The 18,341-nt window shown below is 42.3% G+C and carries 16 protein-coding genes; 12 read left to right on the top strand and 4 right to left on the bottom strand.

The features are described 5' to 3' along the window. Window positions 1-47 precede the first annotated feature (47 nt). The 3 genes from VL121_RS13505 to VL121_RS13495 all read left to right on the top strand — a co-directional run bounded on the left by VL121_RS13505 (window position 48) and on the right by VL121_RS13495 (window position 1,676). Window positions 48-575, top strand: a complete 528-nt coding sequence (locus VL121_RS13505; protein ID WP_325406133.1) for a YkgJ family cysteine cluster protein — start codon at window positions 48-50, stop codon at window positions 573-575. Between the two features lie 125 nt (window positions 576-700). After that, the gene (gene parS, locus VL121_RS13500) at window positions 701-1,198 is read left to right on the top strand and encodes a type II RES/Xre toxin-antitoxin system antitoxin (protein WP_325406132.1); all 498 of its coding nucleotides are present in this window, start codon (window positions 701-703) and stop codon (window positions 1,196-1,198) included. 10 nt (window positions 1,199-1,208) lie between these two features. Further along, complete coding sequence (locus VL121_RS13495; RefSeq protein ID WP_325406130.1) at window positions 1,209-1,676, top strand: RES family NAD+ phosphorylase; 468 nt, start codon at window positions 1,209-1,211, stop codon at window positions 1,674-1,676. Here VL121_RS13495 and VL121_RS13490 read toward each other — a convergent pair whose 3' ends face one another. Genes VL121_RS13490 through folK form a run of 3 tightly spaced genes read right to left on the bottom strand, consistent with a single transcriptional unit; the run spans window position 1,677 to window position 4,117 of the window. Continuing rightward, window positions 1,677-2,930, bottom strand: a complete 1,254-nt coding sequence (locus VL121_RS13490) for an MFS transporter (protein ID WP_325406128.1) — start codon at window positions 2,928-2,930, stop codon at window positions 1,677-1,679. A 14-nt stretch (window positions 2,931-2,944) separates the two neighbouring features. Further along, window positions 2,945-3,577 (bottom strand): deoxynucleoside kinase, encoded by a 633-nt coding sequence (locus VL121_RS13485; protein WP_325406126.1) that lies wholly within the window; start codon window positions 3,575-3,577, stop codon window positions 2,945-2,947. Window positions 3,578-3,631: 54 nt separating this feature from the next. Further along, a complete protein-coding gene (gene folK / locus VL121_RS13480) occupies window positions 3,632-4,117 on the bottom strand; it encodes a 2-amino-4-hydroxy-6-hydroxymethyldihydropteridine diphosphokinase (RefSeq protein WP_325406124.1) in 486 nt (161 codons plus the stop codon). A 60-nt stretch (window positions 4,118-4,177) separates the two neighbouring features. Between folK and sppA the strand changes: the two genes are divergently transcribed. The 5 genes from sppA (at window position 4,178) to VL121_RS13455 (ending at window position 10,363) form a co-directional block, all read left to right on the top strand. Then, window positions 4,178-5,935, top strand: coding sequence for a signal peptide peptidase SppA (gene sppA / locus VL121_RS13475; protein ID WP_325406122.1), 1,758 nt, complete (start codon window positions 4,178-4,180; stop codon window positions 5,933-5,935). Between the two features lie 51 nt (window positions 5,936-5,986). Beyond that, window positions 5,987-7,093, top strand: coding sequence for an ABC transporter permease (locus VL121_RS13470; protein WP_325406120.1), 1,107 nt, complete (start codon window positions 5,987-5,989; stop codon window positions 7,091-7,093). 102 nt (window positions 7,094-7,195) lie between these two features. Then, window positions 7,196-7,711 carry an SRPBCC family protein gene (locus VL121_RS13465; protein ID WP_325406118.1) on the top strand — a complete coding sequence of 172 codons (516 nt, stop codon included), beginning with the start codon at window positions 7,196-7,198 and terminating at the stop codon, window positions 7,709-7,711. Between the two features lie 160 nt (window positions 7,712-7,871). Continuing rightward, window positions 7,872-8,300 (top strand): PepSY-like domain-containing protein, encoded by a 429-nt coding sequence (locus VL121_RS13460; RefSeq protein ID WP_325406116.1) that lies wholly within the window; start codon window positions 7,872-7,874, stop codon window positions 8,298-8,300. A gap of 92 nt (window positions 8,301-8,392) precedes the next feature. Next, window positions 8,393-10,363 (top strand): pyrroloquinoline quinone-dependent dehydrogenase, encoded by a 1,971-nt coding sequence (locus tag VL121_RS13455; RefSeq protein ID WP_325406115.1) that lies wholly within the window; start codon window positions 8,393-8,395, stop codon window positions 10,361-10,363. A gap of 85 nt (window positions 10,364-10,448) precedes the next feature. Here VL121_RS13455 and VL121_RS13450 read toward each other — a convergent pair whose 3' ends face one another. Next, window positions 10,449-11,111, bottom strand: a complete 663-nt coding sequence (locus VL121_RS13450; RefSeq protein WP_325406113.1) for a 3-keto-disaccharide hydrolase — start codon at window positions 11,109-11,111, stop codon at window positions 10,449-10,451. A 120-nt stretch (window positions 11,112-11,231) separates the two neighbouring features. Here VL121_RS13450 and VL121_RS13445 point away from each other — a divergent pair, with 120 nt between their 5' ends. The 4 genes from VL121_RS13445 to VL121_RS13430 all read left to right on the top strand — a co-directional run bounded on the left by VL121_RS13445 (window position 11,232) and on the right by VL121_RS13430 (window position 18,172). Next, a complete protein-coding gene (locus tag VL121_RS13445) occupies window positions 11,232-11,819 on the top strand; it encodes an RNA polymerase sigma factor (protein ID WP_325406111.1) in 588 nt (195 codons plus the stop codon). A gap of 75 nt (window positions 11,820-11,894) precedes the next feature. Continuing rightward, complete coding sequence (locus VL121_RS13440) at window positions 11,895-13,043, top strand: FecR family protein (protein WP_325406109.1); 1,149 nt, start codon at window positions 11,895-11,897, stop codon at window positions 13,041-13,043. A gap of 109 nt (window positions 13,044-13,152) precedes the next feature. After that, on the top strand, window positions 13,153-16,431 hold the full coding sequence (locus VL121_RS13435) for a SusC/RagA family TonB-linked outer membrane protein (RefSeq protein ID WP_325406108.1): 3,279 nt from the start codon (window positions 13,153-13,155) through the stop codon (window positions 16,429-16,431). A 43-nt stretch (window positions 16,432-16,474) separates the two neighbouring features. Then, window positions 16,475-18,172, top strand: a complete 1,698-nt coding sequence (locus VL121_RS13430) for a RagB/SusD family nutrient uptake outer membrane protein (RefSeq protein WP_325406107.1) — start codon at window positions 16,475-16,477, stop codon at window positions 18,170-18,172. The last annotated feature ends 169 nt before the right edge of the window (window positions 18,173-18,341 follow it).

The following is an 18,341-nucleotide window of genomic DNA, read 5'->3' as shown; positions in this document are numbered from 1 at the left end:
TTTATTAATTGCTTAACCTGCCGTATAGCGTTAATGATATTATATTGATGGAGAAACATACCACAAGCGGTTCAGCTTTCACATCCGGCGAATGGAAGGATGCGCAATGGCAAAAAAAATCTGCCGCGCAATATAAAGTTTACGCCCGGATGCTGCAAAAAGGCGATAAGAACCAAATATTGAAACGCCTCCCCGACTTACATGAAACCGCTTTTACCGTTATAGATTGCCTGAACTGCGCCGCCTGCTGTAAAAACTATTCTCCCCGCTTTAAAACGCCGGATATAAAACGCATCAGTAAACATCTTAACATGAAAGAAAGCAGGTTTATTGATACTTATCTCCGGATAGATGAGGACGGTGATTATGTGGTAAAGCAAACACCATGTCCTTTTCTTGGCAACGATAACCGTTGCGGTATTTATGCTGTTCGTCCCTCAGACTGCGAACGGTTTCCATACACTAATGAAGATGTTCTTGTAAACCGTGCCCGGATTACCTTAAAAAACTCCAGCTTTTGCCCTGCTGTTTTTTTTGTATTGGAAAAACTCCTGGAAGTTAAGGAGAACGTTTAACAGCGAACTGCGAACCGAAGGCAATTGAAAAACTCCGGCAACCAAAAAAAGGAAGAGTATAAAACAAATGCGACAAAATATTATTTTTTTTAACAAAATGTCGTAAATTTGGAAAAGTGTTTGATATGGCAAAGTCTAAAAAATATTTTTCCGAAGATGATCCACCGCAATCCCTTGTGGAAGAAGCCGCCGTTCAATATGAAACCATGAGGGTTATTTTAGGTGGCGATAACCCACTTTCTGTTGCTTCTCTCAATGATATGGATCTCATCCGGCTTTCCCGGAGCGGTGTACAAAAGTCTTCTTTAAAATCGCTTAGCCAATACCTGGGTATTACCATGGATACTATGAGTACCCTGCTGCATACTTCGCACCGAAACATCCAGCGAAAAGACGATAATGATCTCCTGGATGTTTACAAATCGGAGCGGGTTATAGAAATTGCCCAGGTAGTAAGTAACGGGCTTGATCTTTTTGGAACCACCGACAACCTGCAACAGTGGTTGCATTCCAGTATCATGGCTTTGGGTGGTAAAAAACCTATTGACCTTCTCGACACTTCTTTTGGTGTTCGTATGATCTTAAAACTTATGGGCCGTATAGCGCACGGTGTATATTCTTAATTCATTTTTTGTGCAATTATACAGAGCCTGCAGTCATAAATACCTGCATGATTTGAGTGGCGAAGGTGCCAGGATTAACGGGGGACGCTGGAACAGTGCCGGCAAGGCTGCCTTGTATACTTCCGAAAGTAAATCGCTTGCCCTGCTTGAAGTACTTGCCAATACGCCGCTTGCCATTTTGCGAACCAACTTTTCGATTATAACGCTGGAGCTGAACGGGAACTTTTCAACAGATGAATATACGCTGAATGATCTTCCTGCCGGCTGGAACGCTTATCCCGTTCCTATTCCTGTTACACGGATGGGAGACAGGTGGCTTACTTCCGGCAGCAGCCTGTTATTGAAAGTACCTTCCGTTATTGTTCCCTCTGAATGCAATGTTATTATTAATCCTGCGCACGCTGATTTTAATAAAATAAAAATAACAGATACCGAAAAACTGGTAATAGATAAAAGAATTGAGGAAAACCTGCGATAATTAATATTCTAATTTCCGGAGTTCAGGCGCTTTGAACCAGGTGGCAGCAGCTACCAAAAACGTCATGCATCCACCAAAAATAACTGAAGGTACTACTCCCATTATTTTTGCCATCAAACCGCTTTCAAACTGCCCCAGTTCATTGCTCGAATTTACGAACATGGAGTTTACACTCAATACCCTGCCTTTCATTTCATCGGGTGTTTTTAATTGCATGATGGTACCCCGTATTACTACACTGATCCCGTCTAATATACCACTCAGCATCAATGCAAAAAAAGACAGCAGGAACCATTTGGAGAAAGCGAAAATAATAATACAGATGCCAAATCCTGAAACAGCAATAATGAGCCGCCGCCCCTGTTTTTGTTTCATTGGGAAAAAGGTAAGCAGCAACACGCTGCATATAGCGCCCGCATCGGAAGCTCCGTTTAGAATACCAAACCCTTCCGGCCCTATTTTCAAAATATCACGGGCAAATACGGGTACCATAGCTACGGCCCCGCCAAAAAATACGGCAAACATATCCAGTGAAATAGCGCCCAGCAGATCTTTTGTTCTGAAAACAAAGCGTAGTCCTTCTTTAACACTTTCCCATGTCTTTTTTTCACTTTTTAGTATCAGCGCCGGTTTCTTTTTAATATGGAAAAGCACTGCAAATGCGGCAAGCATGCCCAAAGAAATACACCATAAGGTTCCGTTGTTTCCAAACAGGGCAATGCAAAAACCTCCTATAGCATGCCCCATAACCGATGCCGTAAGCCATGCACCCTGGTTCCAGGTAATGGCATTTTGTAAAACGTGCCGGGGAACGATCAGCGCAAGCAGCACATTAAAAGAGGGACCGGCAAAGGCACGGAAAATACCTGTGCAAAATATCACCGCATAAATACAAATAGTGATGTGGTGCTGTGTAAGATGGGCTCCGGTAAATGCTGACGAAAGGACTAAAAGGGCAATAGCTGCGCATATATACATGAAAACGCCCGTAAGGAGTAGTTTCCTTTTCTCACTCATATCAATTACATGCCCTGCATATAAGGCAAGGCTGAGCGCAGGAATTACTTCCGACAAACCAATGAGACCAATAGCAAAAGGAGCATTGGTAAGCTGGTATATCCACCAGCCAACGAGCGTGCTCATCATACGCAGCGAAAGGATAAACAAAAAACGCCCGGTCATCAAATATCTGAACTCTGGTATTTGTACGGCCTGAAACGGGGAACCTGTTTTAAAATAGGTTGGAAGACTCATCACTTTACAATTTTTCAGGGCAGCGCCACATAATACTGCCCTGTATCATAATCTTTATCAAGCGCGTCAATAATCGCTTTCAGGTGGCTTTCATTTCCTAAGAAATCCGCTTTGCCGGCATCTACATATAAAGTTCTGATATTATGCTGCTTAATATAGTGTGTGTAGGTTTGTTGTATATTAAAGAGGTATTCATCGGGTATACGCTGTTCATAAGCGCGCCCGCGTTTACGAATATTAGCCTGCAGGTTACTAACGGGGGCATGCAGGTAAATGAGTATATCGGGTTGAATAAGCTGCTGGTGAATAATGTCGAACAGGCGTTGATACAGGAGAAATTCTTCATCGGGCAAATTTACTTTTGCAAAAAGCAGGCACTTGGTAAACATATAATCCGATATCGTTATGCTTTGAAAGAGATCCTTGGTATGTACCAGTTCTTTGAGTTGCTTATACCGTTCGGCCATAAAAAACAATTCCAGCGGGAAAGCGTTTTGTTTTGGATTTTCGTAAAACCTGGCAAGAAAAGGATTGTCAGCAAATTGCTCTAGGATCAGTCTTGCGTTAAAATGTCTTGATAACAGGTGGGCTAACGTTGTTTTGCCTGCGCCTATATTGCCTTCAATAGTGATGAAATGGTAATTCATAAAGTAAGCCAAACTTAAACAACCCTTTTAAATAAACTTAAAAAGGGTTATACACTAATTTTCCAGCTTTTGAACTGCTAATACATCGGGGCATTCTTTTAAAAGACGACTGATTGTTTTTTTTAATACAGGGTGTACCACCTCAGGAGCTATTTCAGCCAGCGGTTCAAGGGCAAAACGCCTGTTGGCCAATTGGGGATGCGGAACCTCCAGGGTTGGATAATGAATCTCCGCATCGTTAAACAACAAAATATCAATATCAATGATCCTGGCGCCAAATTTTTCAACCCGGTGCCGTCCCATACCGGTTTCTATAGATAGTATAGCGTGCAGTAATTCTAAAGCAGGTAAAGGAGTATGCACAACAAGTGCCTGGTTATAAAAAGGAGGTTGATTGGTTTTCCCCCAGGCCGCGGTTTCATAAAAATGCGATAAAAGGGCTATTGGTCCACATTCTTTTTCAATCTCCACTGCCGCCTTTTCCAGTTGCTTTTTCCTGTCGCCCATATTACCGCCTATCAGTAAATACGCTTTATTCATGGATAGTATGTAATTTCCGGCTTCAAATATCTCTATTTTTACCAGATTAAAATTTTAAACGTGAGGAGTTTCTTTAAGTTTTTCCTGGCAGCTTTGCTGGCGCTGGTTGTTTTTACTTTGATGGGTTTTCTTATTTTATTTGTCGTGGCAGGTAGTATTGCCAGTAGTGAAAAAACAACAATAGCGGCAAAATCAGTTTTATTTATTGACCTTTCGAGGAGCTTTAAAGATAAAAAAACAGACAATACTCTTGCGCGGCTCAGCGGCGACAGGGATATATATTCTACCTCCCTGTACGATGTTGTTCGCCTCCTTGAACATGCCAAAAGCGATTCCTCAGTAAGGGGTATTTATATTAAATGCAATGAAAATGCGAATGGATTTGCCGCGAGTGAAGAATTGCGCAACGCGCTTCTTGATTTCAGGGAAAGTAAAAAATTCGTAATCGCTTACGGGGATATGATTTCCCAGAAAGCTTATTTTGTTGCCAGCGCGGCCGATAAAATTTACTGCAACCCTAAAGGTATGATGGACTGGAAAGGATTTGCCTCCCAGCTTTTTTTTGTTAAGAACGCATTAAAGAAACTTGAAATTGAGCCGCAAATATTTTATGATGGCAAATTTAAAAGCGCTACGGAGCCCTTACGCGAAGAAAAAATGACGGATGCCAACCGCTTACAAACTACAGTATGGCTTGGAGATGTATACCATCGTTTTTTACTTTCTGTTGGCGGCGCAAGAAATATTGATACAGCTACACTTCACCGGTATGCCAGCGCTTATATGATACAGACCGCCAGTGATGCGGTAAAATATAATTTATTAGACGGTGTAAAATATGATGATGAGGTGAAGGATGAGATCAGGAAAAAGCTGGGTATTAACGGAGGTGATAAAATTGAATTTGTGCAAATAGGGAGTTATGCTGAGGCAACCAGCATACAAAAATACGCGGCCGACAGGATAGCCGTTATTTATGCAGAAGGCGATATTGTATATGGCCGGGGAGCCGAGGGGCAGGTAGGTTCAGACGAATTCAGGAACCTGATTTCCAAAGCCCGCACAGATAAAAATACCAAAGCCATCGTATTGCGTGTTAATTCACCCGGTGGCAGCGCTTTGGCAAGCGAAATTATCTGGCGCGAAACCATGCTTACCCGCGAAGCCGGAAAGCCTTTGGTGGTTTCCATGGGAGATGTAGCCGCTTCGGGCGGTTATTATATTTCATGTGCGGCCGACAGCATTTTTGCACAACCCAATACCATTACCGGATCTATTGGCGTTTTTGGGATAGTGCCTAATATGCAGGATTTTTTTAAAAATAAATTAGGCGTAACATTCGACCAGGTAAAAACCTCGCCTTATGCCGATATAGGCACTACCGTTAGACCACTGACCGAAGGAGAGAAGAAAATTATACAGGCCGCAATAGATACCATTTACTATGATTTTAAAACGCGGGTAGCAGAAGGGCGAAAAAAAGATATGCCGCTGGTTGACAGTATTGCACAGGGAAGAGTGTGGACGGGCAGCCGCGCTATCCAAATTGGATTGGTAGATCGCCTTGGCGGACTGAGCGATGCCATAGCCTGCGCCGCAAGGATGGCCAAACTTAAGGATTACGGATTGAGGGAATATCCTGAGCCGGCGTCATTCTGGGACAGGCTAAAGAACAGCTATGGCAAAGCAGTAAAGGCCAAAGCGATAAGGGAAGAACTGAATTATAGCGAATACCAGTTGTATGAACAACTGCAGCGCATCAGGCAAATGGTGGGTACGGCGCAAACAAGGCTACCCTATGATATTGTTGTAGAATAAATCATTAATGAACCCAAATCCGATACCTTTACCGGGCAAATTATACATTGCATGTTAAAATCCTATAGCCAGCTTAAAGCTATGTTAGCTATTGCCAAAGCCGGGCTTATCGCTATTTTCAGAAGTCCTTCAGCAGTTGCCTTCAGCTTTGCTTTCCCGCTTATATTTATACTTGTTTTTGGCTTTTTCAGTGGAGGGGGCAAGGTTTCTTTGCGTGCGGCTTTTGCTCCGGGTACGGATACTACTCAGTATTTATATAGCGTAATCAATAACATCGCGGGTATTCGCATTGTTGAAAAACCTGTTACTGAGCTCAATGAGGAGCTTGAAAAAGGGAGGCTAACGGCTATTATCTCTATTCAAAAAAATGATAATGAGTCGCCGGCGTATTTTATTAACCTCAAAAGTTCGGAAGCGGTGAACCCGCAAAACTTGCAGGTACTGCGTTCCATTCTGGAATCAGTTATCAAAAATACAGATCGTCAGAAATATCCCAATACGCCTACTATTGCAGCCATTAATAATCATATAGAAAAGATACCCGGAAGAACCTATCGTACCATTGATTTTATTTTGCCGGGGCAGCTCGGGTTCTCTTTACTGAGCGCCGGCGTGTTTGGCGTAGCCTTTTTATTTTTCAGCCTGCGGCAAACATTAGTGCTAAAACGTTTTTTTGCCACACCTGTCAGCCGCACGTTTATTGTTTTGGGTGAAGGCCTGAGCCGCGTAACCTTTCAACTGATAACGGCTGTAGTTATATTACTGGTAGGATATTATTTTTTTCATTTTACATTAATCCATGGCTGGATCACTTTTATTGAATTGCTGGTATTGAGTTTTATTGGACTGGTTGTTTTTATGTCGTTTGGATTTGTAGTAAGTGGTATAGCAAAGAACGAAAGTACTATTCCGCCATTAGCTAATATCGTTACCTTACCCCAGTTTTTGCTTGCCGGTACCTTTTTTCCTATTGATAACTTTCCCGCGTGGCTACAGCCTTTTTGTAAAATATTACCACTTACTCATTTAAACGATGCCATGCGCAATGTGGCATTTGAAGGCGCGCATTTAACAGATTGCGGCAAACAGTTAGGCATACTTGCTATTTGGGCTGTAATAGGCTACACGCTTGCGGTAAAGGCATTTAAGTGGGAATAACCGAAATTGCTGAGAACCGGAACAGGCAGGCAACGCCAGGCTTTAACTTATTCCTGTTTCTTTGTAAACAACAATTCAATTTATTAATTTTTAAAGCATGGTATGCGGTTATTAAAGCAGGCGGTAATAGGGTTGATAGCATTTAGTATGATACTGCTGTTTTTTTCCTTTCTGCTACCCTCAAAAATAAGGGTATCCAAATCTGTACTGGTACACGCTTCCCATGACAGCGTAATGGCTGCCCTGCTGCATATGGAGCGCTGGAAGCAATGGAATCCTATTTTGCAGGACAGTACTGCAAAATATTCCATACCATCGCCCCGGCGGATAGACTGGGTAAGCGCTGATGGCGTTCCAAACTCCATACAATTAGAGCAATATGCGCATGACAGCATAATTGTTATTATACGATCGAAAAACAAACAGGTTTTTTCCAGCGGTTTTACCGTTGTCAGCCACCAGCAGGATAGCTTACTTACCAAGGTAGAGTGGTGGATCAACGAAGATATTAAATGGTATCCCTGGGAGAAGTTCTATGGTTTGTTTGCTGAAAGTTTCAGGGAAACATATATGGATAACAACCTGCAGTTGTTTAAACATTATATTGAAAACAAATGAAAAGTTAAATCGTTGCAGTTAAAGCATATTATATGTGCCGTCCGGCATGTTATTAACAACTTGTAAACATTTTTCTTTTTTACTTCACGTAAACATAAGCATACGCCTGCGGCACTTATGCGAAAGCACGGTTTTCTTACCCCATTATCTAAAGCGTTTTATGAAAAGTACACTTCTGTTACTGGCATTGCCTTTTCTGTTACTGGCTTCCTGCACCAAGGAAAAGGCAGTAGGGTCTAATGATCTGCCCGCTACCAGCACCAGCTATATTACCGCTCATTTTCCTGATCAAACCATTGTTCATGCGGTAAAAGAGTTCAGCGATCTTCAAATAACATATACCGTTTATCTCAAAAACGGGGTCAAAATTGAGTTTAACCAAAACGGGGAGGTGAAGGAGATAGAAGGCAGTAACGCGCTGCCCGATAGTGTGATTCCGTTTGCCCTGCTCCATTACGTAAACACCAATTATGCTTCGGAATTTATAAAGGAATGGAAGCAGGAAAGAACAAAACAGAAGGTTAAGCTTTCTAACGGAATAGAGCTTGAGTTTGATAAGAACGGAAATTTTCTTCGGGTTAACAACTGACCATTGTGCCAAGACTATTCTCCGGTATTATTTTTAAATTGCTCTAATCTGATCTCCAGCCTGATCTGACGTTTTTTACTTAATATTTTGCTATGCCATTTAAAAATATAGTGCTCACCATGCTTGGACTGATCATGGTTCCGGCTTTTTTGAAAGCGCAAACCGTTAGCGGATTATATAATGGCAAAAGTAACAACGGCTGGCCCACCTATGGCGGTGACGCGGGGGGTAGCCGTTATTCTTCATTACAACAGATCAACAGTAATAATGTAACAAAATTACAGGTAGTGTGGACTTACCAAACCGGTGAATTAAATAAGTATGAAGGAACAAATGCAAAGGAAAAAGCGGCCTTTGAAGCAACGCCCATTCTCAGAGATCACACTTTGTATTTCAGTACGCCTTCCTGCAGGGTATTTGCTATAGATGCTGCTTCAGGAATACGAAAATGGGTTTTTGATCCGGGGGTGAATTTAAAGAATGATTTTTCAGAAATTACTTCCCGTGGTGTTGCTGTGTGGCCTGCGCCAGGCAATAAAACCAATCCTTCCGCTTCAAAAAGGATTTTTATTGCTACAATTGACGGGCGTTTAATTGCATTGGATGCGAAAACAGGTAACCCGGTTATTTATTTTGGTAAGAATGGAGTGGTTGATTTAAGGGAAGGCTTTGGCAAAGACCTCAGTATAACTTCCCCACCCGCTATTATTGGCAATCTTATAATAGTAGGTTCTTCCATGGGCGATAACCAGCGCTTCGATTATCCGCGGGGCACCGTAAGGGCCTACGATGCTAACTCTGGCGCGCTTCGGTGGAGCTGGGATCCTATTCCAGCAGATACTACTGATAAAGCCTGGTATACCTGGAATGGTCCAAAAGCACATCAAAGCGGCGCAGCCAATGCGTGGTCTGTTATTTCGGCTGATGCTGACCGTGACCTTGTATTCATTCCTACGAGCAGCCCGAGTCCTGATTTTTATGGAGGAGAACGCTTAGGACAGAACTTATATGGCAACTGCATTGCAGCGCTTCGTGCCTCTACCGGAAAAATGGTTTGGTATTACCAGGTGGTGCATCACGATTTGTGGGATTATGATATTGCGGCACAGCCTGTGCTGATAGAGATAACAAGAGATGGAAGAAAAGTTCCAGCGGTTGCTGTAGGCACCAAGATGGGACATATTTTTATTTTGCACCGTGAAACCGGCGAATCTTTATTTCCTGTTGAAGAGCGGAGCGTACCGCCATCTGATATTGCGGGGGAAGAAGCTCATGCCACACAACCTTTTCCGGTGCTTCCTGCCCCTGTGGGCCTGCAAAGCATTTCTATAGCGGATGCGTGGGGTATAACAGCGCAGGACAAGGCAGAGGCAGAGAAACGGATTGCGCAATATATTAATAAAGGGCCGTTTACTCCTCCCAGTTATGAAGGCACCATTATGGCGCCGGGAAATGTAGGCGGCATTCACTGGGGCGGTATGTGCTATGATCCTGAGCAGGAATTACTGATCACCAATATTAACAGGATACCGGCGGTTATAAGAATGCTGCCCAGGGAAAAAGTGGCGCAATTAGAAAAGGAACATTCGGAAATGATGAGAGCAGAGACCGGCAGGCAGGCCGGTACGCCCTATGTAATGAAACGTGATTATCTTTTTAAAGCGGGAGACAAAGGTTTGATGATGCAAACCCGGCCACCCTGGGGTACCCTGCTTGCTGTTGATTTGCGCAACGGGGCAAAACAATGGGAAGTACCGCTGGGATATATGCTTGATCCGCGCCAATATCCTGAAGCGAAGAACTGGGGCTCAATAAATTTTGGCGGCGCCATTGTTACTGCGGGCAACATATTGTTTGTAGCCGCTACTTTAGATAACCACCTGCGTGCATTTAATACAAAAACGGGCAAATTACTTTGGGAATATGCGCTCCCTGCCAGCGCGCAGGCCACACCCATGACCTATGAGATCAATGGTAAACAATATGTAGTAATAGCCGCCGGCGGACATGGAAAACTGGGAAGCAAACAAGGAGATTTTGTGGTTGCGTTTTCTCTCCCGTAAAAGAGAATGGCTAAAATACCGGTGATAAAAAGAGTTATATAACCGCTACCGTGGTTTGCATTTACGTATGCTGGTAGTATGGGCTTTACTTTTCTTCTCCAATCTGTTTTATCCGCACTTTCCTGAAATAAACTTCCATATCCATGCCTCCGTGTAATTGCAGGGCTATTCGTCCGGCTGTTCTGCCCGGATCGTTGCTCAGGCGGGCGCTTTGTTTGCCGTTAACCCACACCGTTATGTCTTTATCTACAGCGCGTACTTTCATTGTATTCCATTTGCCCGGCAGGTACCATTTTTTTACCGCTGCTGCAGCAGGTTGCACCACCCAACCCCGGCCACCGGTTTCATATAATCCGCCGGCATCTTTGTCCGGATCAATTTCAGCCTGGAAGCCATATACGCCAACGGCATCATTCACTTCCTGCGCCCTGAAATACAGTCCGCTGTTGCCTTTCACCGCTTTATACGAAATCTCAATTTCAAAATCAGTGAAAACGCTGTCGCTTACCAGCAAGCCGTGCTTCGGCTCCGCAGCAGCACTTATACCTGCTATAATACCATTCTGCACTTTCCATTCTCCCCCCGGTAAAATATGCCAGCCATGCAGGTTTTTGCCATTAAACAGGTTCATCCATCGCTGCGCCTGCGTTGCGGAAATAGCAAAGAACGTAACACAGGAAATAAGTAATAACCGTATAAGTTTTTGTTTCAGCATCAATAAATAAACAAAATATCTTATAATAAACAAAGTTTTTATATATTTTTTTGAAATGACTGTTATTTAATTACCTTGCCAATGACTTATTTTCTTCTAAGAACTGATTTAACCAAAACCAAACCTGTTAATTGCTTATAAATTACGATGAGAATGAGTTTAGGAGCCGGTGAATTGCAAATGCTTTATGATTTGCATGGCAAACATTTTGATCACCTTATGAATATTGGCCTGCGGTTTGGCCGCAGCCGTGAAGATATAAAGGATATTATCAACCAGATGTTTCTTGATTTCATTGATCAGCAGGTTCAGTTAAATACCATTTCCAACCATAAAGCCTATCTCAGCATTTCCTTTCGCAGAAGATTGATTGATATTGACAGGGAAAATAAAAAACAGCAACAGATACTGGATATGATTACGCCTGACGCCGCATATGAGCCGGGTATGGATGAAAAATCAGACAATGCCCAGGATATAGTGGACAGGGCAAAAAAAATTAAGCTGCTGTATGAAAAGCTGCCGCCCCGGTGCCAAAAAGTAATTCAGTTGAAATTCTATGAGGGCTTAACTACGGAGCAAATTGCAAAGAAAACAGGGCTGTCTGTACGAAGCGTATATAATAATTTGTTTGAAGCCTTAAAGTTATTAAGGATAGATATTCTTCACGTTCAGGCTGCCCAGCGAAAGTCTCTTTCTTCTCTTTTTTTTATCATCTGTTTACTCTTTGCCGGAAAATAGCTAAAGAAAAATAGCTGCAACGTTGGTAAAATCCCTGGTTTTCCCCGTCTTAATTAATGTTAAGTTTTACTACATATGCAAAATACCTTTTTAATTGAGGAACTGGCTGCTAATGATTCCTTTATTAATTACTGTCATAATAGAAACCAGGAAGATATCACCTGCTGGGAAAACTATCTCCTATTATTTCCTGATCAGCGAAATAATATAGAAGCGGCCAGGAATCTGGTACTTGGAATTGCTCAAATGTTCAGGGAAAAGGAGTACGAACGGGCATTATCCGAATTAAAAGCAGATGTGTGGCTAAAATATAATACGGAAAAAGAACAGACCTTATTTTATTTGGAAAACAGGCAAACTGCGCCTAAGCAGGCCGTTTGGAAATATGCAGGTTATGCCGCAGCGGCTGTTGCAGCGTTAACCGGGCTGTTTTTGTTTTTGCAACCCGCTAAACTAAAAGAAAACAGGCAGGTGCCGGAGCATGCTGTTGTAATAACCGCTGCTGAAAGCGTATATAAAACAAACTATCGGGAAAAGAAAGTGATTTGGCTGCCCGATAGTTCAAAAGTGACTTTGAATGCAATGTCAACATTAAAAACGGGGGAAGGCTTTGGCATAACTAACCGGACTGTATACCTGACAGGCGAAGCGCTTTTTGATGTAGCGCATAACAAAAAAATACCTTTTACTGTTAACATGCCGTCTTTTGATGTAAAGGTTTTAGGCACCCTGTTTAATATTAAGGCCTACCCCGAAGATAAAACGCAGGAAACTTCACTTATCCGTGGCAGTGTAGAGGTTATTATAAAAAACAGGAAGAACAGTAATCTTTTTTTAAAACCTAATGAAAAGGCTATTATACCCAATGCAGAAACACCGCAGGATGCTGCACGCCAAAAAAAGAACAGCCACGCGCCTGTTGGGCTGCAGGAACCCGTTCCCACGGTTATTCCGCTTACCATAAGCAGTGGCGACAGCTCAATAATAGAAACCTCGTGGGTATATAACAGGCTCGACATCTATAATAAAAAATTCTCGGAAATAAAGACTGACCTGGAACGGCTGTATAATGTAAACATCAACTTTAAAGATAGTAAAGTGGCTAATTACAGGTTTTCGGCAACATTTGCAGATGAAACGATTGAGCAGGTATTGCAGGCACTGCAGCTCTCTTATCATTTCCATTATGTTATGGAAAATAATACAATAACGCTTTCTAAATAAAAGGAGAGAATGCTGAACACATTCCCTCCCGGCTTAATTGCTGAAACAGGAACTTAATTGAAGTTTGCGCCTGTTTCTTTTTTTTAACAGTTAAAACCATAACTAAGGTATGAAAAAAAACAAATCCCTTAACCCCTCTCCGCTGTGGCGCGGAGTATTAAAAGCGTTTCTGTTTATGAAACTTAGTATTTTAATTGTTTTACTGACAAGCCTTCAGCTTTCCGCCAAAACATTTTCGCAGGAAATGCTTACAGTAAAACTGAATAATCTTGATTTATCCAAAGCCCTTAAAGCGGTGGAGAAAAAGAGCAGTTACCGGTTCGTTTTCAGCAATATGATATTGCCTGCAAACGTAAGAGTGAATATTGACGCTAAAGCAATGCCACTGGAAAAGTTACTGGGTAAGCTCCTTGAAAATACAGGGCTGACTTTTAAAGTGATGGACAAGAACCTGGTGGTTATTAACAGCCCTTTTTTCAATCAAAAAGTAATTACGGTTAAAGGAAAGGTTACCGATAGTAAAGGAGAGCCCTTGCCCAATGTAAGTATTACCGTAAATAAAAGTGACAAAGGCACTACTACCAATGAACTGGGAGTGTTTACCGTTGACGTGGATGATAATGCTACACTTACATTTAGCTATGTAGGTTATGAGGAACAAACCGTTAAGGTAAGCGGCAGAGCCGATCTGGGGACCATTGTATTATTAGAAGCTTCTTCTAATCTTACAGATGTGGTGGTAGTTGGATATGGCAGTGCACGCAGGAAAGATGTTACCGGTGCCGTATCCAGTATTTCAGCGAAAGATTTTACACTCGGACTTGTTACCAACCCGATGGACCAGATACAGGGTAAAATACCCGGACTTGTAATTACAAAAGTTGACGGCGATCCTAATTCCCCTGTTGTTATCAGGTTGCGCGGGCAAACTTCTTTATCGGGTGGACAAAGCCCACTGGTGGTAGTAGACGGAGTTATAATGGATGATATTAACCAGATTTCAAATATACCTCCGGGTGATATTCTTTCTTATGATGTATTAAAAGATGCTTCTGCCACTTCAATCTATGGTTCACGTGGTGCAAATGGTGTAATCATCATTAATACCCGGAAAGGCCGTGACGGGCGTATGCAGGTTGATTATTCAGGGTATATATCCGGATCTAAGGTGGCTAAAACGCCAGACCTGATGACCACTCCTGAATTCATGGAAGAAGCACTTAAGATTATTGGCCCGGATGCAGCACAGCTTGAAGCAGCAAACAGCAGCCCGGGAGTAACGAATGATTGGGTAGGCGCTATTTTACGTAAGGGTTTTGCCCATAACCATACCGTGGGTATCAGCGGCGGAACAGATAAATTTAATTACCGCGGTTCTGTAAGCTATTTAAACCAGGAAGGCATTGTAATTAATACCGGTAAGGAGCAAATTGGTTTGCGTTTTAACGCGCAGCAAAAAGCCTTAAATGATAAACTGGATATACAGGTAGGCATAGTAAATACCAATACCAATAGAGACCTGGTGAGCAGGAATATTTTTAACTGGGCGTATGTAATACCTCCTTATATCCGTATTAAAACAAATGAAGGCATTGATAATCCCGTTTATCAATACAATTATCAAAGCCCTGTTTTAATACAAAATATGGTAACCAATAAGGCAAAAGAGCATTTAACCCAGACATATGGAACGGTTAATTATAAAATAATTGATGACTTAACAGTGGGTGTTACCGGTTCACTTACTAAATTTAATGTGCAGGGCGATTACTACATGCCTTTAATTCCGGGAGCAAATAATCTCAATGGCGGATCAAAATCATCTTCCAACCGCGATTCAAAAAAAGGTGATATGCATGTCAATTATCTTAAAGATATTGGGAAGCATGCTATTACTGCCACGGGGGTTTATGAATATAACTACTATTCATTTGACTCCTATGCTGCTTCTGGTCAGGGTTATGTTGTGGATGCCAATACCAATAATGCATTACAAAATGGTAATTCAAGCCTGAATAGTACACCTTCCTATAAAGAAGAATATAAAATCATTTCTTTCTTAGGCAGGTTAACCTACAACTACAATTCAAAATACTATCTCACAGCCAGTTTCCGCAGGGATGGTTCTTCTAAATTCGGCGCCAATAACCGGTGGGGAAATTTCCCGTCTGTTTCGGCAGCCTGGCGTTTAAAAGGCGAATCTTTCCTGAAGGATGCAGCATGGTTAGATGAACTGAAAATTAATGCAGGATACGGTGTGGTAGGCAACCAGGATGCCATTAGTGCTTATAACACATTAACTACTTTAAGCAGCGGAGCTGTTGGGTACGATCCTAATAACCCGGCAAATGCCTACCCGGTTGGATTTTCTCCTAATCAGAATCCCAACCCCGACCTGGTTTGGGAAGAAAGACATGGTAAAAATATTGGACTTGATTTTGCCATTTTGGGAAACCGTGTAACAGGATCTTTCAGCGCATTTAATGATAAGACCAAGCATTTGTTATATAACTATGCTGTTCAGGTACCACCAAATTTTGTTCCTAACGTGCTCGCTAATGTTGGCAGTCTTACCAATAAAGGGGTGGAGTTACAACTGAATGGCGAAATCATACGCTCAAAGGATATGAGCTGGTCAGTTGGTGGACAAATTACTACTATCAACACCAAAATAACCAGTCTTTCCGGAACCTGGAACGGACAAAAATTAGCATCCGATAAAGTTGTTGTAGGATCTGCCAGCGGCCGTGGTTTAAGCTCCAACCCCATTACTTTCCTGGTGGTTGGTAAATCGCCTTATACTTTTTTCCTTCCTCATTATGTGGGAAAAACAGCGGATGGATTGTCTTTGTTTGAAACAGCCGACAACGGTACAACTACAGATTACTTGCAGGCTAAGAACCGTTATATTGATCCTTATCCAAAATTTAATTACGGGTTTACTACCAATTTTGCATATAAAAGCTGGGCATTGAATGTGTTTCTCCGGGGCGTTTCCGGTATAAAAATATTTAATAATACCAATCTGAACCTGGCAAATTACAGTAACCTGCCTTCGGTAAATACGCTGAAAGAAGCGGTAACCAGTGGCTTAAAGGACAATCCCACGCCTTCTGATTACTGGCTGGAAAATGCCTCTTACCTGAGGCTCGAAAGTATGACCTTATCTTATAGTCTTCCCCAAATAAAAGGTATTGAAAGCATGCGTTTATACCTTTCCGGAAACAATCTTTTTGTGATAACAAAATACAAAGGACTTGATCCTGAAATTGCCACTGTTGACAACCAGGCCACACCGGCATTTATTGATTTAACCTATAACGGAGGGGGCGGTTTTTATCCAAAATCACGTTCACTTACCCTGGGCGTAAATATATCGTTCAAGTAAAGAAAGGGTGAATAAATTTTGAAAGCTATATAAATTTAAAAGGATGAAAAAATTGAAATTTAATATATCACTTTTGGTAATGATGGGCTTATCTCTTTCCGGCCTGCGTTGTACCAAACTGGATTCTAAAGTCTATAGCCAGATTGTAAATGAAAACTTCTGGCAGACGCCGGCCCAGATTGCCGCAGGCAAAATTCCCGCCTATGCAGCATTGCAGGGACTGGGAGCCAACTCGGGTATTTACTGGGAAAATGAACTTTCTACTGATGAAATGATTACGCCTACCCGGGGAGGTGACTGGGGAGATGGTGGTATGTGGACCAATATATGGAATCATACTGAAGCGCCGGATGGCGGCACAGTTAACGGGGCATGGGGAGATATTTATAACGGCGTAGGTAAGTGTAACTATATCATATATACGCTCAATACGCTTGACCCTGCACCCGCTACCCTTGAAGCTGACCTGGCGGAGATGAAAGTACTAAGGTCCTATTTCTATTATCACGCGTTGGATCTTTTCGGCAATGTACCTTATGTTACCAATTTTAAGCAGGATCCCACTACTGTGGCAACTATTCCCCGGGAACAGGTGTACGATTCACTGGTGGCAGTGCTTACAGAGGCTTTGCCTGCGCTTTCCACTGCAAAGGATATTACTACTTATGGTAAAGTGAACAAATATTTTGCGCATAGCATACTCGCAAAATTGTATTTGAATGCTGAAATATATACCGGCACACCAAGATGGGCTGAATGTATTGCCCAGTGCGAAGCTATTCAGGCTGCGGGGTATACATTAATGGATAACTACTTCGACAATTTCAGGGATCTCGTTCAGGAAACATCAACTGAAAATATTTTTGTTGTTCCTCTTAAAGCAGGTATCGTGCCTGCAGGAGGTGGTAATTATATTAATGTATCATCCATTATGGCTAATAACGCCAATTATACATTTGGTCAGTTGGGTATGGGAAATAACGGGATGTCTACAACCAAGCCGTTTTACGATTTTTATGATACCACTGCGGTTTATGAAACAAGAGTGGTGGACGGGAATACCAATGTATACAAAACTTTTAATGACCAGCGAACCGGCCAGTTTCTCAGAGGCCAGCAATATGTTAAAGGGATCAATTATCCCCCTCACCAGAACATATTATTTAAAAGCAGCAATACCGACACCGTTGGAATTGGAACACCAAAGCCAGGCGCGCTGATGATCTTCGATGACCAGTCCGGACTTCCTTTGTCTTACTTTGATACCATGTATTTAATTTCCAATCCTGCGCCTTATTTCCGCCTGGCAGGGTTGAGGAATATAAAATATTGGCCGGAACCGGGAGGGAATGTGGGAGATAATATCAGCAATGATGTACCACTTTTCCGCTACGCCGATATTCTGCTGATGAAGGCGGAGGCAGAGGTTCGCTTAAATGTAAACCTGGAGGATGCGCTTGCCAGTGTAAACGCGGTTCGCCGCCGGGCCTATTCCGGAAGGACCGGTTATGACTGGGAGCCATCGGACCTTACTTTGGATAACCTGTATGCCGAAAGAGCGAGGGAACTGGCATGGGAAATGGTGCGGAGGCAGGATATGATCCGTTTTGGTCATTTTCTTAAAGCCAGAACAATACCTGTAAAAGCAGCCGATAACCCGGATAAGCATACCTACCTGTTACCGATACCTGCACCAGTGATTTTATCTAATCCGAAAATTGAACAGAACCCCGGATACTGATTATTAAAATGGTAAAGATTTTATAAAAGAAGTAGCAGCTTAGGTTGCTATTTCTTTTTCCAAATCCGGCAAGCTCTTAAAATGTTTGTAAGGATTTCACGGCACGTCAAAAAAAATGTACAGCGAAAATTAAAGGAGCTAAAGCCGCAGGCAGTGCTTGCCTAAAGGG

The sequence above is a fragment of the Agriterribacter sp. genome (genome assembly GCF_035497235.1).
Classification (GTDB): Bacteria; Bacteroidota; Bacteroidia; order Chitinophagales; family Chitinophagaceae; genus Agriterribacter.
Note: the sequence above shows the minus strand (reverse complement) of the source record. Positions and strands in the feature narration are given on the sequence as shown.

Coding starts and splice junctions, on each gene's coding strand:
- VL121_RS13505 (WP_325406133.1), top strand. CDS start 48: ATGGAGAAACATACCACAAGCGGTTCAGCTTTCACATCCGGCGAATGG.
- parS (WP_325406132.1), top strand. CDS start 701: ATGGCAAAGTCTAAAAAATATTTTTCCGAAGATGATCCACCGCAATCC.
- VL121_RS13490 (WP_325406128.1), bottom strand. CDS start 2,930: ATGAGTCTTCCAACCTATTTTAAAACAGGTTCCCCGTTTCAGGCCGTA.
- VL121_RS13485 (WP_325406126.1), bottom strand. CDS start 3,577: ATGAATTACCATTTCATCACTATTGAAGGCAATATAGGCGCAGGCAAA.
- folK (WP_325406124.1), bottom strand. CDS start 4,117: ATGAATAAAGCGTATTTACTGATAGGCGGTAATATGGGCGACAGGAAA.
- VL121_RS13470 (WP_325406120.1), top strand. CDS start 5,987: ATGTTAAAATCCTATAGCCAGCTTAAAGCTATGTTAGCTATTGCCAAA.
- VL121_RS13465 (WP_325406118.1), top strand. CDS start 7,196: ATGCGGTTATTAAAGCAGGCGGTAATAGGGTTGATAGCATTTAGTATG.
- VL121_RS13460 (WP_325406116.1), top strand. CDS start 7,872: ATGAAAAGTACACTTCTGTTACTGGCATTGCCTTTTCTGTTACTGGCT.
- VL121_RS13455 (WP_325406115.1), top strand. CDS start 8,393: ATGCCATTTAAAAATATAGTGCTCACCATGCTTGGACTGATCATGGTT.
- VL121_RS13445 (WP_325406111.1), top strand. CDS start 11,232: ATGAGTTTAGGAGCCGGTGAATTGCAAATGCTTTATGATTTGCATGGC.
- VL121_RS13440 (WP_325406109.1), top strand. CDS start 11,895: ATGCAAAATACCTTTTTAATTGAGGAACTGGCTGCTAATGATTCCTTT.
- VL121_RS13435 (WP_325406108.1), top strand. CDS start 13,153: ATGAAAAAAAACAAATCCCTTAACCCCTCTCCGCTGTGGCGCGGAGTA.
- VL121_RS13430 (WP_325406107.1), top strand. CDS start 16,475: ATGAAAAAATTGAAATTTAATATATCACTTTTGGTAATGATGGGCTTA.